Annotated in this window: 10 protein-coding genes and 1 riboswitch; of the genes, 4 read left to right on the top strand and 6 right to left on the bottom strand. The window is 66.0% G+C overall.

Features of this window, described 5'->3' with window-relative positions:
- Window positions 1-64: 64 nt before the first annotated feature.
- The gene (locus LT948_RS17935; protein ID WP_003121034.1) at window positions 65-1090 is read left to right on the top strand and encodes an NAD-dependent epimerase/dehydratase family protein; all 1026 of its coding nucleotides are present in this window, start codon (window positions 65-67) and stop codon (window positions 1088-1090) included.
- Window positions 1091-1099: 9 nt separating this feature from the next.
- Here LT948_RS17935 and LT948_RS17930 read toward each other — a convergent pair whose 3' ends face one another.
- From LT948_RS17930 to LT948_RS17910, 5 genes are all read right to left on the bottom strand, one after another.
- The gene (locus LT948_RS17930; protein ID WP_003094928.1) at window positions 1100-1543 is read right to left on the bottom strand and encodes a nuclear transport factor 2 family protein; all 444 of its coding nucleotides are present in this window, start codon (window positions 1541-1543) and stop codon (window positions 1100-1102) included.
- 116 nt (window positions 1544-1659) lie between these two features.
- Window positions 1660-2238: a TMEM165/GDT1 family protein gene (locus LT948_RS17925; RefSeq protein WP_003094926.1), complete on the bottom strand. Its 579-nt coding sequence runs from the start codon at window positions 2236-2238 to the stop codon at window positions 1660-1662.
- 89 nt (window positions 2239-2327) lie between these two features.
- A riboswitch (yybP-ykoY riboswitch) is annotated at window positions 2328-2452 on the bottom strand.
- Between the two features lie 138 nt (window positions 2453-2590).
- The gene (locus LT948_RS17920; RefSeq protein ID WP_003094922.1) at window positions 2591-4054 is read right to left on the bottom strand and encodes an amino acid permease; all 1464 of its coding nucleotides are present in this window, start codon (window positions 4052-4054) and stop codon (window positions 2591-2593) included.
- 94 nt (window positions 4055-4148) lie between these two features.
- Window positions 4149-5147, bottom strand: a complete 999-nt coding sequence (locus LT948_RS17915) for a class I SAM-dependent methyltransferase (protein WP_022580123.1) — start codon at window positions 5145-5147, stop codon at window positions 4149-4151.
- Window positions 5148-5256: 109 nt separating this feature from the next.
- A complete protein-coding gene (locus LT948_RS17910; protein WP_003094919.1) occupies window positions 5257-6228 on the bottom strand; it encodes a 2-hydroxyacid dehydrogenase in 972 nt (323 codons plus the stop codon).
- A 320-nt stretch (window positions 6229-6548) separates the two neighbouring features.
- Here LT948_RS17910 and LT948_RS17905 point away from each other — a divergent pair, with 320 nt between their 5' ends.
- The 3 genes from LT948_RS17905 to LT948_RS17895 all read left to right on the top strand — a co-directional run bounded on the left by LT948_RS17905 (window position 6549) and on the right by LT948_RS17895 (window position 14022).
- The gene (locus LT948_RS17905; RefSeq protein WP_232197108.1) at window positions 6549-11561 is read left to right on the top strand and encodes an MBG domain-containing protein; all 5013 of its coding nucleotides are present in this window, start codon (window positions 6549-6551) and stop codon (window positions 11559-11561) included.
- Window positions 11562-11623: 62 nt separating this feature from the next.
- Window positions 11624-13330, top strand: a complete 1707-nt coding sequence (gene cdrB, locus LT948_RS17900) for a two-partner secretion system transporter CdrB (RefSeq protein WP_003094915.1) — start codon at window positions 11624-11626, stop codon at window positions 13328-13330.
- Window positions 13331-13632: 302 nt separating this feature from the next.
- Entirely contained in the window at window positions 13633-14022 is a 390-nt protein-coding gene (locus LT948_RS17895) for a hypothetical protein (RefSeq protein ID WP_003106768.1), read from the top strand.
- A gap of 159 nt (window positions 14023-14181) precedes the next feature.
- Here the strand turns inward: LT948_RS17895 and LT948_RS17890 are convergent, their stop codons facing one another.
- A complete protein-coding gene (locus LT948_RS17890; RefSeq protein WP_003094912.1) occupies window positions 14182-15393 on the bottom strand; it encodes an MFS transporter in 1212 nt (403 codons plus the stop codon).
- Window positions 15394-15568 lie beyond the last annotated feature (175 nt).

Here is a 15568-nt window from a genome sequence, read left to right as displayed (position 1 = left end):
ACCTGCTGTTTGGTATCTCGCCGGCGTTCGGCCTAGACTGCTGGCCGACCCGCTTGCGGGACCCGTGGACGAACAGCCACTCTCACGCCCTGGAGCTCATGTGAAATACGCCGTACTCGGAGCCACCGGCCTGCTGGGACATCACGCCGCGCGCGCCATCAGGGCCGCCGGTCACGATCTGGTGCTGATCCACCGTCCTTCTTCGCAGATCCAGCGTCTCGCCTATCTGGAGCCCGAGTGCCGGGTCGCCGAGATGCTCGACCACGCCGGCCTGGAACGCGCCCTGCGCGGCCTCGACGGGGTGATCTTCAGCGCCGGCTACTATCCTTCGCGGCCGCGCCGCTGGCAGGAGGAAGTGGCCAGCGCGCTGGGCCAGACCAACCCGTTCTATGCCGCCTGCCTGCAGGCCAGGGTGCCGCGCATCCTCTACGTCGGTTCGGCATATGCCATGCCCCGGCATCCCCAGGGACTACCGGGGCACGAGGGGTTGTTCTACGACAGCCTGCCGAGCGGCAAGAGTTCCTACGTGCTGTGCAAATGGGCGCTCGACGAGCAGGCCCGGGAGCAGGCGCGCAACGGCCTGCCGGTGGTGATCGGGATCCCCGGCATGGTACTCGGCGAACTGGACATCGGCCCGACCACCGGACGCGTGATCACCGCCATCGGCAATGGCGAGATGACCCACTACGTCGCCGGCCAGCGTAACGTCATCGATGCCGCCGAAGCCGGGCGCGGCCTGCTGATGGCCCTTGAGCGCGGGCGTATCGGCGAGCGCTACCTGCTGACCGGGCACAACCTGGAAATGGCCGACCTGACCCGGCGCATCGCCGAGCTGCTCGGCCAGCCTGCGCCGCAGCCGATGTCGATGGCCATGGCTCGCGCGCTGGCCACCCTGGGCCGCTTGCGCTACCGGGTCAGCGGCCAGTTGCCGCTGCTCGACGAAACCGCCATCGAGGTGATGGCTGGCGGGCAGTTCCTCGATGGACGCAAGGCCCGCGAGGAACTCGGCTTCTTCTCCACCACCGCCCTCGACGACACCCTGCTGCGCGCCATCGACTGGTTCCGCGACAACGGCTATTTCAATGCCTAGGACGGTTGGCTAGGGCAGCGCTTTTTCCGCGAAGGGTCGGGTCTGCAGTCCCAGCTGGGCGCGAAAGCTCTCCATGTCGAACATGGTGCACAGCTCCTGCAACTGGCCCTGCGGGTTGAACACCCAGAAGCCCATCGCGGAAATGCTCAGCACCTTGTCGCTGGCCGGATAGCCCAGGGTCGGCCGGACGATGGTGCCGATCAGCGTGCTCCAGGTGAACACCTTGCGTTCCTCGCCGATGCAGTCTTCGACCACGACCTCCAGGTCCGGCATCGCCGTGCGGATGTCCTGCAGCAGGCGGATATAGCCGGCGGTATCCAGGGGATGGCCGATGAACGAGCTTTTGTAGAGGAAATCCTTGCTGTGCAACTGCTCCACCAACGCCATGCGGCCCTTGTTCCAGGACAGCTCGATGTGATGGCGGGCGAGTCGTTTCAGGTCGTGTGAGGGCATCTCCGGCTCTCGTGGGCGAGTGGTGGGGCAGGCATCCGGTGCCTGCCTGAACTGTAGCCGTTCCTATGCATTTTGCATTGGCCGCCCAGCCATCCCGGGCCCGGCGGCGCAGTCCTTCAGAGCCAGCCGGTCAATTGCGCGGCGTGCCAGGCGGCGTACAGACCAAGTGCGGCGAAGGCGGCCGCGGCCAGGCGGCGGATCAGGGTCAGCGGCAGCTTATCGGCGGCCAGGTTGCCGATCAGTACCACCGGTACGTTGGCGATCAGCATGCCCAGGGTGGTGCCGATCACCACCAGCCAGAAATGCGGATACTGGGCGGCCAGCATGACCGTGGCGACCTGGGTCTTGTCGCCCATCTCGGCGAGGAAGAACGCGATCAGGGTGGTGAGGAAGGGGCCGTATTTCTTCAGTCCGGACTCTTCGTCGTCGAGCTTGTCCGGTACCAGCGTCCACAGGGCGACGGCGATGAAGGAGGCGGCGAGGATCCAGCTGAGGGTAGCTTCCGAGAAGAAGCTGGCGACCCAGGCGCCCACCGCGCCGGCAGCGAAATGGTTGGCCAGGGTGGCGGCAACGATGCCGGCGATGATCGGCCACGGCTTGCGGAAACGCGCCGCGAGCAGGAGTGCCAGCAACTGGGTCTTGTCGCCGATTTCCGCGAGGGCAACGATCAGGGTGGGGACGAACAGCGATTCCATCAGGCTTCCTAAGGGGCGGGTCGACCAATCACCATGACACGCGCCATCTGCCCGCCCCGGGTCAGATCGTGCGTGTCATAGGTCTTGTCAAACCCTTGGCCTGTCTGGGCAGGCTTGGGTCGCGCGCGCCATGGTCTGCGGACCAAGTGTGTTGACGCGTGCCGGGCGAGGCCGGTGCGGCGCTCGCGGGAGACTACTCCCCTAGGACGGGGCGCATTCTGCCCAAGCCGGGCGGCTTGGGCAAGCCCGGGACGGAAACTTTCGTCCGGGAGGGCGGCGAGGGAGCCTGATCGCAAGGAAACGTGCCGGCATCCGCAGCGATCCGCGAGGAATCGCTGGGCGGCAGGGTGAATCAGGTATTGGTCGGGCTGACGTCCATTTCGTGGTAGCGAACGAAGCGCGCGCGCTTCTTCCAGCGGTATCCCAGCCAGATCGCCAGGAACAGCGGCAGGCTGATGTAGGTGGCGAGGAGGCCGATCCAGTCGATGCGTTCGCCCACCAGCGCCTGGTAGTTCTGCCCGAGGGTGATGACCATGCACAGGGCGAAGGCGAACAGCGGGCCGAAGGGGAACAGCTTGGCCCGGTAGGGCAGGTCTTCCAGGCGGCCGCCCTGGGCCAGGTAGCCCTTGCGGAAGCGATAGTGGGAGATGGCGATGCCCAGCCAGGCGATGAAGCCGCACATGCCCGAGGTGTTCAGCAGCCATGTGTAGACGGTGCTGTCGCCGAAGGCTGAAGTGAGGAAGCACAGGGCGCCGACCAGGGTAGTGGCGTACAGCGCATTGCGTGGCACGCCGCTGCGCGAGACACGGGAGAACAGGCGCGGTGCCTTGCCCTCGAGGGCGAGGTTGTAGAGCATCCGGGTCGAGGCGTACATGCCGGAGTTGCCGGCGGAGAGGATCGCCGAGAGGATCACCGCGTTCATCACCCCGGCCGCCGCGGCGAAGCCGGCGCGCTCGAAGAGCAGGGTGAAGGGCGATACGCTGATGTCGCTGGCATCGTTCTTCAGCAGGTTCGGGTCGGTGTAGGGAATCAGCATGCCGATCACGAAGATCGCCAGGATGTAGAACATCAGGATGCGCCAGAACACCTGGCGAATGGCGATCGGGATGTTCTTCCGCGGATTTTCCGACTCACCGGCGGCGATGCCGATCAGTTCGGTGCCCTGGAACGAGAAGCCGGCGATCATCGCCACCCCGACCATCGCCTGGAAGCCGCCGACGAAGGGCGCGTCGCCCATGGTGAAGTTGCTGAAGCCGGGCGACTCCACGCCATGCATGATGCCGAAGATGGTCGCCAGGCCGACGCCGATGAAGATCACCACCGTGACTACCTTGATCAGGGCGAACCAGAATTCGCTCTCGCCGAAGCCGCGCGCGGAAATCACGTTGAGGCCGAACATGATGCCCAGGAAGATCGCGCTCCAGTAGATGCCCGGCACCTCGGGGAACCAGAAACTCATCACCAGTTGCGCTGCCACCAGCTCCGCGGCGATGGTCACCGCCCAGTTGTACCAGTAGTTCCAGCCGAGGGCGAAACCGAAGCCATCTTCGACGAACCGGCTGCCATAGGTGCAGAACGAGCCGGAAACGGGCATGTAGGCGGCCATCTCGCCGAGACTGGTCATGAGGAAGTACACCATCAGCCCGATCAGGGCGTAGGAAAGCAGCGCACCGCCGGGCCCGGCGGTGGCCACGGTGGCCCCGGAGGCGACGAACAGCCCGGTGCCGATGGAGCCGCCGATGGCGATCATGTTCAGGTGGCGCGGCTTGAGCACCCGCCGCAATTGCTGGCCCTGGCTGGCGTTCAGGTCAGTCATCGGCGGCCTCCCGGCGGGTGGCCACGGAAGGGTCTGGCTGCGGGCGTGCGGGCAGGGAGAGGAAAAGCTTCATTCACAGGGTTCCAGGCAGAAATCAGGAGCGACGGGCGGAGTAGATGCGGAAACCGTCGCCTTCGGCGAGTGTCCGGCAGGGGCCGAGGTGGCGTTCGATCAACGGCGGGTACTTCAGGAAGCTGTTGGCGACCAGGCGCAGTTCGCCGCCCGGCGCCAGGTGCTCGGCGGCGCGTTGCAGCAGGCGCTCGGAGGCCTGGTAGTCGGTGTGCACGCCCTGGTGGAAGGGCGGGTTGCTGACGATCGCGGCGAGTTCGCGCGGCGCGCCGTCGATGCCGTCGGCGGCGATCACTTCGCCGTCCAGGCCGTTGGCGGCGAGGGTCAGTCGGCTGCTCTCGACAGCGAAGGCGTCGACGTCGAGCAGAGTCAGGCGACTGGCGGGGTAGCGACGCTTGAGAGCCGCCCCGAGTACGCCGGCACCGCAGCCGAAGTCCAGCAGATGGCCGCCGGGCAGGGCTTGCAGTTGCCCCAGCAGCAGCGCGCTGCCGCGATCCAGGCGGCCATGGCTGAACACCCCCGGCAGGCTCACCACCTGCAGCTCGCCATCGGCCAGCGGCAGGCTGTAGCGCTGGGCCAGGGCGTGCAGGTCGGGCTCGGCCGGCGCCTGTTCGATACGCACCTGCCAGAGCTGGCAATGCCGCGCGCTATCCAGTTTGCGGGGCTTGCCGTAGGCGGCCAACTGCTTGCTCGCGCGCTCGATCCCGCCGCGCTTTTCGCCGACCAGGAAGAGTTCGCCGCCGGGCAGGCGGGCGGCCAGGCTGGCCAGCAGGTAGTCGGTCAGTTCGCGGGACTTGGGCAGGAACAGAACGGCCGAAGTCCAGGCGCCGATCGGCGCGCGCGTGTCGAAACGGCTACGGCCGGGGAAGCGGGCGTCCAGCTGCGCCTGCTCGCCGGCGTGCCAGCTCCAGCCCTGGGCCTGCGGTAGCTCGGCGAGCAGGTCGTCGGCGGGCAGGCCGGCCAGCAGCAGCGGGGTCGCGAAGAGGTGGCGCTGGCGCAGCAGCACTTCACTGCGAGGGTCCATGCGGGCTCCGGAAAAAATGGGAAATCTTAACAGGCTTGGGCCTGGCATACCCGCATGGATTGTCGGCGAGGATCGCCGTTCATCCGTGCGCGGTGCCCGCAGCGCCGTCTCAGCCGGCGTTGACAACCCGCAGGGCGCGCCCGGCCTTCCATGCCTCTGCGTTTTCCGCCAGTTGGCCGACGATGCGCTGCCGCGCTTCGCGACTGCCCCAGGCGTTATGGGGGGTGACGATCAGGCGCGGGATGTCGGGGGCCAGCAGCGGATTGCCGTTTCTCGGCGGCTCGACGCTGAGCACGTCGGTGGCGGCGCCGCCCAGGTGGCCGCCGCGCAGGGCGTCGGCCAGCGCCTGTTCGTCGACCAGGCCGCCACGGGCGGTATTGACCAGGAAGGCGCCAGGCTTCATCAGCGCCAGTTCGGCGGCGCCGAGCATCCCGCGGGTGTCCTCGGTCAGCGGGCAGTGCAGGGTCAGGGCGTCGACCCGTGGCAGGAGTTCGCCAAGCGGCAGGCGGTCCGCCCGGGCGGGCCGTCCTGGCAACTGACCGAGCAGCACGCGCATGCCGAACGCCTCCGCCAGCCGCGCCACCGCCCCGCCCAGTTCGCCATGGCCGAGCAGGCCGAGGGTCTTGCCTTCCAGTTCGACGATGGGGAAGTCCAGCAGGCAGAACTGGCTGGATTGCTGCCAGCGGCCGCTGCGTACCGCCTGCTGGTAGTCCGGCAGGCGCGTAGCCAGGGCCAGTAGCAGCGCGAGGGTGTGCTGGGCTACCGAGGGCGTGCCGTAGCCATGGCAGTTGGCGACGACGATACCGCGCTCGCGAGCGGCAGCGAGATCGATGTTGTTGGTGCCGGTAGCGCTGACCAGGATCAGTTCCAGCTCTGGGCAGGCGGCGATGCATTGCGCGTCGATCGGCGCCTTGTTGCTGATCGCGACCCGCGCACCGTGCAGCCGCGCGGCGACTTCCTGCGGTTGGCTGGCGGCATGCAGTTGCAGCTCGTCGAAGGCGGCGCGCAGGGGGCGCATGTCCAGGTCGCCGAGGTCGAGGGAGGCATGGTCGAGGAAAACGGCGCGCAGGGCATGGCTCATGGAAGGTTCCTTGGCGGCAGCGGACGGGGGCTGCCTAGCCTAGCAAACCCGCGTGCCAGGGAGGTCTTCCAGTTTTCTTGACAGTGATTATCCCGAAAGTATTGTCGGTTTTTTGACGGTATTACATATTTAACCTCGGTAGTGTCATTTTTGAGTCACTCCGACGAACGGTCGCCCTTTCAAGTGGACAATTTTTGATCTGAAAGGCATTTTTTTGGCACACAAGGCGCAATGTGAATTGCTTCTCAGATTTTCGTCATTTAACTGACGAAATGCAGTGCTGGAAAACTGACATGCGCCACGCAGATAGGGAGATTTTCATGGTCCGTCCGGATAGCCAGCGCGGCAAGCGCACCTCTTCGAAAGCTGGTAGGGAAGGGCGTTTCGTCCTTGCCGCCAGCAGCACCCTCATGTTCGCCATCGCCAGCATCAACGCGGCCATGGCGGCACCTACCGGTGCCCAGTTCAACCCCAACGAGATCAAGATCAGCCAGCAGGGCAAGACCACGCTGATCGACCAGAGCACCCAGCGCGCGATCATCAACTGGAAGGGCTTCGACGTCTCCGCCGACGAGGCGGTGCGCTTCAACCAGCCCGGTGTGACCTCGTCGACCCTGAACCGGGTCACCGCAGGCCAGGAAAGCGTGATCGCCGGGCGCATCTCCGCGCCCGGCCAGGTGATCATCTACAACTCCAACGGCGTGGTCTTCAGCGGCTCGGCCAAGGTCGACGTGGGCTCCCTGATCACCACCACGGCGAACATCAGCGACGAACACTTCCGCCAGGGCAAGCTGATCTTCGACCAGCCCGGAAACCCCGACGCGCGGATCGTCAACGACGGCAGCATCAGCGTCGCGGAGAAAGGCCTGGCGGCCTTCGTCGCGCCGTCCGTGGCCAATAACGGCGTGATCAACGCCCGCCTCGGCACCGTGGCGATGGCCGCCGGCAATGCCGCGACCATCGACCTCTACGGCGATGGCCTGGTGTCGATCGCCGTGACCGACCCGGTTACCCGCAAGCCGCAGGATGCCCAGGCGCTGGTCAGCAACGGCGGCGCGATCCAGGCCGACGGCGGTAGCGTGCTGATCACCGCCGAGCAGGCTTCCCGGGTGGTCGACAACGCGGTCAACCTGTCCGGCGTGATCCTTGCCCGCGGCACCGAGGTGCGCGAGGGCAGCGTGGCGCTGGTAAGCAAGTCCGGGGACATCCAGATCGCCGGCAAGATCGACGTCAGCGGTCCGAAGAACGGTGGCGACGTGCTGGTCAGCGGGCAGCAGGTGGCCCTGGCGAGCACCGCCAGCATCGACGCCCGCGGCGCCGCACAGGGCGGCAGCGTGCGCATCGGCGGCGACTTCCAGGGCCGCGGCGAGCTGCCACGGGCGAAGAACGCTACGCTGGCCAAGGGCGCCAGCATCGACGTCTCGGCTACCGGCAAGGGCAATGGCGGCCTGGCGGTGGTCTGGTCCGACGGCAATACCCGCATGGACGGGCGGATCCTCGCGCGCGGCGGCGCCCAGGGCGGCAACGGCGGCCTGGTGGAGACCTCCGGCAAGGTCAACCTGAGCATCGCCGACAGCGCCTACGTCAGCGTCGCCGCACCCTACGGCAACGGTGGCACCTGGCTGCTCGACCCGACCACCCTGCGCATCGTCGCCTCCGGCGGCACCTCAGGTTCGGTGGGGGGCGCCAACGGCGCCAGCGGCGATGCGACGGTGAATGCCTCGGTGGTCACCGGGGCGCTGGCAGGCGGCAAGGTGACCCTCAGCGCCAGCGACCGGCTGTCGGTGGAAGCGCCGCTGATCACCAGCAACCTGGGCGGCGCCAGTCGCGGCCTGGAACTGATCGCCACCGGACCTGCCGGTGCGGTGGATATCTCTGCGCCGATCCTGTTCCGCAACGGCAGCCTGGCAATCCGCGCCGGCGGCAACATCAACTTCCTCAGCGGCGGCACGCCGCAGACCAGCGGCATCGTCGACCTGGGTAGCGGCACCCTGTGGATGCAGACCAGCACCGCCGGCAAGATCAGCCAGCAGGCCGGTACCGCGCTGATCGCCGCCAACCTCGCCGGCCGCGCCGGTAGCATCGACCTGGCTTCCTGGGACAACTACGCCGGCAACCTGGCGCTGCAGACCTTCAACGGTACGCTCAAGTACCGGCAGAGCAACGCCACCGGCGTGACCACGAGCGGCACGGTGTTCGATCCGTTCATCAACCAGAGCATGACCGGCACGGCGCAGAACATCGTCTCCAGCGTCGGCACGCGGATTCTCGAGGCCAACAGCGTCGGCACCACCGGCAACTACACGCTGACCGCCGACGGCAACAGCGAGTTCGACCGCCTGGTGTTCACCGCGCTGCCCTATCGGCGGGTCAGCGGTTCCGCCAGTTTCCCGACCAACGACTCGTCGGACTACCTGGTGACCAACCTGCGCTACCAGGTCAACGGCAGCAACGTCACCGCCACCCCGAACGGCGGTGCGCCCAGCGGGTTCACCGTCGCCGCCGGCAACGGCAGCGTCACCACCTGGACCGGAAACTGGGGCACCAGTTGGGGCGTCAAGGGCTTCGGCGGCGTGATCGGCGTGACCGACGAACTGCAGTACGACGTCGGCACCGGCCTGACCGAGGAACTGATCTTCGGCCTCGGCGGCAAGACCAGCCGCGTCGATACCCGCCTGGACCTGTTCATGCGCGAGGGAGCGTTCAACAGCTTCGCCGAGCGCGCCCAGGTGGAGATGTTCAAGACCACCACCACTGCCGGCGACATCCTTTCCCGCCAGCAGACCGCCACCCTGACCGCCAATGACGCTACCCGCGTCTACGGTGATGTGAATCCGACTCTGACGGCCACGATGTCCGGCATCAACGCCATCGACGCCTACGTCAACAGCCAGTTCAACGACCTCTACCAGGCGACCGCCAGCACCACGGCGACCCAGGCGTCGAACGTCGGGCAGTACGCGATCACCGGTAACGCCAATGGCAGCGAGTATTTCAGCCAGCGTTACCAACTGGTGCGCCAGGACGGCAAGCTGACCGTCACGCCGGCGCAATTGATCGTCAGCGCCGACGCCAAGACCAAGGTCTATGGCGACGCCGATCCGACCCTCACCTACCAGGTCAGTGGCCTGAAGAACAGCGATACCGCCGCCGGCGTGCTGAGCGGCAACCTCGGCCGGGTGGCCGGGGAGAACGTCGGCAACTACGGGATACTTCAGGGCGGGCTGGGCCTCAACACGGCCAATTACACCCTCAGCTACGTCGGCAACGACCTGCGCATCACTCCGGCGCAACTGAACGTGATCGCCGATGCCAAGACCAAGGTCTATGGCGACCTCGATCCGGCGCTGACCTATCAGGTCTCCGGTCTCAAGCGCGGCGATACCGCCGGTGCGGTCCTCAACGGCGGCAGCCTGAGCCGCGTGGCTGGCGAGAACGTCGGCGTGTACGGCATCAACCAGGGTGGACTGGGCCTGGTCAGCAGCAATTACACCCTGAACTACCAGGGCAATAACCTGACCATCACCAAGGCACTGCTGAATGTGATCGCCGATGCCAAGACCAAGGTCTATGGCGATGCCGATCCGAGCCTGACCTACCAAGTCAGTGGCCTGAAGAACGGCGATACCGCTGGCGCGGTGCTTAACGGTGGCAGCCTGAGTCGCGTGGCTGGCGAGAACGTGGGTGTGTATGGCATCAACCAGGGCGGCCTGGGTCTGGTCAGCGCGAACTACGACCTGAGCTACCAGGGCAATAACCTGACCATCACCAAGGCGCTGCTCAATGTGATCGCCGATGCCAAGACCAAGGTCTATGGCGATGCCGATCCGGCACTGACCTACCAGGTGTCCGGGCTGAAGAACGGCGATACCGCCGGTGCCGTGCTCAACGGCGGCAGCCTGAGCCGCGTGGCTGGCGAGAATGTCGGCGTGTACGGCATCAACCAGGGCGGCCTGGCATTGAACAGCGGCAACTACGATCTGAGCTACCAGGGCAATAACCTGACCATTACCAAGGCGCTGCTGAATGTGATCGCCGACGGCAAGACCAAGGTCTATGGCGACGCCGACCCGAGCCTGACCTACCAGGTCAGCGGCCTGAAGAACGGTGACAGCGCTGGTTCGATCCTGACCGGTGGGCTGAACCGCGTCGCAGGCGAGAACGTGGGTGTGTATGGCATCAACCAGGGCGGCCTGGGTCTGGACAGCGGGAACTACGACCTGAGCTACCAGGGCAATAACCTGACCATCACCAAGGCGCTGCTCAATGTGATCGCCGATGCCAAGACCAAGGTCTATGGCGATGCCGATCCGGCACTGACCTACCAGGTGTCCGGGCTGAAGAACGGCGATACCGCCGGTGCCGTGCTCAACGGCGGCAGCCTGAGCCGCGTGACTGGCGAGAATGTCGGCGTGTTCGGCATCAACCAGGGCGGCCTGGCATTGAACAGCGGCAACTACGATCTGAGCTACCAGGGCAATAACCTGACCATTACCAAGGCGCTGCTGAATGTGATCGCCGACGGCAAGACCAAGGTCTATGGCGACGCCGACCCGAGCCTGACCTACCAGGTCAGCGGCCTGAAGAACGGTGACAGCGCCGGCTCGATCCTGACCGGCGGGCTGAACCGCGACGCAGGCGAGAACGTGGGTGTGTATGGCATCAACCAGGGCGGCCTGGTGCTGACCAGTGGCAACTATGACCTGGCCTACCAGGGTAATGACCTGACCATCACCAAGGCGCTGCTCAACGTATTCGCCGATGCCAAGAGCAAGCAGGTCGGCACCGCCGACCCGGCGCTGACCTATCAGGTTTCCGGCCTGAAGAATGGCGATAGCGCCGGTCAGGTGCTCGCCGGCGGGCTCGGTCGGGTGGGCGGCGAAGCCGTAGGCCAGTACGACATCAACCAGGGTGGGCTTGCCCTCACCAGCGGCAACTACCAGCTCAACTACCAGGGCAACCTGCTGAGCATCCTGCCGCTGCCGGTCACGCCGGGCGACCTGGGGCAACTGGCAGCGCTCTCCGACTTGCGCGAACTGCAGAAGGGGCGCGATCCGGATACCCCCGGGGATGCGGTCTACCGCACCACCACGCTGGAAAACCCGTTCCTCGAAAACCCGTTCCTGCGCGCCTACGCTCTGGGCATGGACGTCAGCGATCCTAACCTGCTGCCGGCTACCGCCGCGGGTCCGGCGGAGGACGCCAGCGCCAAGCGGGTGGGGCAGTTCACCGATCGTCCGCTCAGGGCAGAGGCCGAGAGTGGGGCGGGTTGCTCGAACCAGAGCTACCTGGCCGACTACTGGAGCTGCTTCAACAAGCCTCTGAATTTCTAACCCTTTTCGCAATGCGCACTATCGTCTCCGGGCGGTAGTGCGTCATCTGCCCGAGGTGAATGATGAAACCTTCGCAATGGACGCTTCGCTGGGTGACGCTCTGTGGCTGCGGGATGCTGGCAGCTTCCGCCGCCGCCGTGGAGTTGCCAGGGACTGTACAGCCATCCCAGCTCGATGAACGCTTCAAGCCCCGCAGCGAGCCGCAGGCCAAGCCCGAGGCGCCGCTGGTGGTGCCCAAGCAGGTCGCGCCGCAAGGCAGCGAACAGATCCGCTTCGAACTGCGCGAGATACGCATCGAAGGCAACACCCGCTATGACAAGGCGGTGCTCGAGTCCTATTACCAGCATATGCTCGGCAAGCAGGTGTCCCTGGCCGAACTGGTCGACCTGGCCAACCGCCTCACCGCCAAGTACCGCCAGGACGGCTACCTGTTGACCCAGGTAGTGGTGCCGGAGCAGAGCATCGAGGGCGGCAAGGTACGCCTGCAGGTGATCGAGGGTTACCTCGAACACGTGCAGATCAAGGGAACCGTCGATGGGCCGCGGGTGCGGGTGGAGGAACTGCTCGCACCGCTGACCGAAAAACGTCCGCTGGATGCCGATACCCTGGAGCGCGGCCTGCTGCTGGTCGGCGACCTGCCGGGGGTCAACGTGCAGAGCGTGCTCAGCCCGGGTCAGGCGCTGGGCTCGTCGAACCTCGACGTGGCCTTGCAGCAGCAGCGATACGAAGGCTTCGTCAGCCTCGACAACCGCGGTTCGCACTACACCGACCCGACCACCCTGGCCTTCGGCGCCACCGAGTTCTCCCGCCTGGGCTTCTACGAGCAGATCGACGTGCTCGGTGCGATCTCGCCGTTCAGCGATGCCACCCGCTACATCCAGTTGCGCGGCACGTTGCCGCTGGGCGGCATGTTCGCCGGCGATACCCTGCAGATCATGGGTTCCTATTCGAAGGTCAACCCGGACATCCCGGACTCGGTATTCCCCTTCGACAGCGTCAGCAAGAGCACCGAAGGCAGCATTTCCTACAACCATCCCTTCATCCGCTCGCGCTCGCAGAACCTGAGCGGCGGCCTGGCGTTGCAGTGGAAGGATACCGAGACCCGCCTGCGCGACTTCGCCAGCGACGCCTCGAACCCCGGTCGTGACCATGTGCGGGTGTTCCAGCAACGCCTGACCTATGACTGGGTCGACCGCTGGATGGGCATCAACCTGGCGGAGGTGCGCAACAACATCGGCCTGGACATGTGGGGCGCGACCAAGAAGGACGATGAACGTCGTTCCCGCGAAGTGGCCGACGGACGTTTCGTCTATCTCAACGGCAACATCGGGCGTCTGCAAGGGCTCGGCGGACCCTGGTCGGTGTATGGCGAGTTGCAATGGCAGTACAGCTTCGACCCGTTGCTGCCGAGCGAGCGCTTCGGCGTTGGCGGCAGCGGGATCGGTCGCGGCTTCGCCCCGGGCAACATCACCGGTGACCGTGGCTTCGCCCTGAAGCTCGAACCGCGCTATGGCCAGGCGGTGGGCTATAGCTGGCTGCGCAGCTACCAGGCCTACGCTTTCTACGACTGGGGCAAGACCTACAACCTCGACGTGGACGATGACGAGCAGCAGAAGCTCGGCTCGATCGGTGCCGGGGTGCGCTTCAACCTCACCGACCAGTTGTCGTTCAACCCGGAGATTGCCCGCCAGGTCATCGGCGAGCCAGCCGACCAGCGCGATGGGAAGCGCGAGACGCGGGTCCTGTTCAACGTGGTGGCGCGCTTCTGAACCCTGCCGGCCTCCGTTCCGGAGGCTGCTGACGGAGCCCCTCTCCGGTTCTGCGGAGAGGGAGGTCCGTGCTCAATTCCGAGTGTTTTTCTCAAACTTTCGATTTCTTCGATTCTTCATATCGATGCCGTCAATCCGTGTCGAGGTCGGTCGGAGAGGCGTATTCTTGCTGTAACTGCTGTGTTAGAGCGGTTATTCGCACTATTTCAAACGTCGATGAATACTATTGGCGCGCTTCGTTTTCCAATCGAGTTTCCCGAACAGAGAATGGCCCCACGTAACGAATACCTGGAGCCACTGCCATGAAACGCCCGCTGATTCTCGCCATCGCCCTTGCTACCCTGACCGCCAATGCCGCCTTCGCCGCACCGCGGGTCGAATCCATCGCCCTGCGCGGTGCCCAACAACTGATCGCCTCCGACGGTTCCGACCGTACCCTCGAGCGCCTGCGCAAGACCCAGGCGCCGCGCGTCCAGGAAGAACGCCGGGTCGCCGAAAGCGGCAGCGAGCAGACCATCGATCGCTTGCACCGCGACATGACCAGCCGCGAGGCGCGCCTGGCCGAGAACGGCAGCGAACAGACCGTCGACCGTCTGCACAAGGACATGGGGCGCGTCGATCTGCGCCTGGCCGACAACGGTAGCGAGCGCACCGTCGACCGCCTGCATCGGGAGATGCGGCGCCCCGCCTGACACCGCGGATCACGCCGCAAGGTGCGAGAAAAGCCCGGCTCGATGCCGGGCTTTCTTATTGCCGAGAAGGTGCGGTGTTCCATGGGGAGGACGGATAACGCCCCAGGCGTTATCGCCGATACGCCGCTGTCGGGGCAGCGACGCGCGACGGCATTGGCCTCAGTGCAGGCGGTCGCGTTGCGCCAGGCTAGGGAACAGCTTCATCCATGCTCCGGTGACCACCAGGGTGCCGATCCCGCCGAGGACCACTGCCGGTACCGTGCCGAACCAGTGTGCGGTGAGCCCGGACTCGAACTCGCCGAGCTGGTTCGAGGCGCCGATGAACAGGCCGTTCACCGCGCTGACCCGGCCGCGCATCTCGTCGGGGGTCTCGAGTTGCACGAAGGCGCCGCGGATGACCATGCTGACCATGTCCGCGGCGCCGAGTACCACCAGCACGCCGAGGGACAGCCAGAACGATTTCGACAGGCCGAAGGCGATGGTTGCCAGGCCGAAGATGCCCACGGAGAGGAACATGATCCGCCCGACGTTGCGTTCGATGCTGAAGTGCGCCAGCCAGAACGACATCGCCAGGGCGCCCACCGCTGGAGCCGAGCGCAGCAGGCCGAGGCCCCAGGGCCCGGTGAGCAGGATGTCCTTGGCGAACACCGGGAGCAGGGCGGTGGCGCCGCCGAGGAGCACGGCGAACAGGTCGAGGGAGATTGCGCCGAAGATGTCCGGTCGGCTGCGGATGAAACGGATGCCGGCGAGCAGCGAGTCGAGGGTGGCCTTGCCCTGGGTGAGCGGCTGGTTGCGTACCGGCAGGCTGAGCGTCAGGACGCAGGCGAGGACGTAGAGAGTCGCGGTCGGCACGTAGACCCAGGAGGCACCGAACGCATAGAGCAGGCCGCCGAGGGCCGGGGCGGCAATGGTCGCCGCCTGCATCGCCGAAGCCGAAGCGGCCACCGCGCGCGGGAACAGCCCGGCCGGTACCAGGTTCGGCAGCAGCGCCTGGGTGGTCGGCATTTCGAAGGCGCGGGCGGTACCGAGGGCGAAGGCGAGGACGAAGATCATGTTGCGGGTGATCTCTCCCGAAGCCGCGCCGAGCACCAGTGCCACCGCCACCAGGGCCTGGCCGGCCTGGCAGAGGGCGGCGATCCTGCGTCGGTCGTAGCGGTCGGCAACATGCCCGGTGTGGAGCATGAACAGTACCCGCGGGAGGAATTCGACCAGGCCTACCAGGCCCAGGTCGAGGACATTGCCGGTCAGTTCGTAGATGTGCCAGCCGATGGCCACGGTGAGCATCTGGAAGCCGCTGGCGGTGCAGACGCGGGCCAGCCAGAAGGCGAGGAAGGGACGATGGCGGAGCAGGGAGCTGGGTTGGCTGGACATGCTGGGGTCGGGCGTTTCGAGAGGAGGGCGGAGAGTAACATGTGGTTACCTCTTGGCTGTTGCCATTGCCGAAATCGAAGATTCAGAGAAGCGCACGAAAAGGTTGGAGCCGGCCTGGCAGGCGACCAAAGTCGAGTGTCCATGGGGCCTTCCAGCGGTAGACGGGACTTTTCCT

The sequence above is a fragment of the Pseudomonas sp. CP-1 genome, from assembly GCF_021213715.1.
Lineage (GTDB): Bacteria > Pseudomonadota > Gammaproteobacteria > Pseudomonadales > Pseudomonadaceae > Pseudomonas > Pseudomonas aeruginosa.
This window is presented reverse-complemented; position numbering and strand designations above follow the sequence as displayed.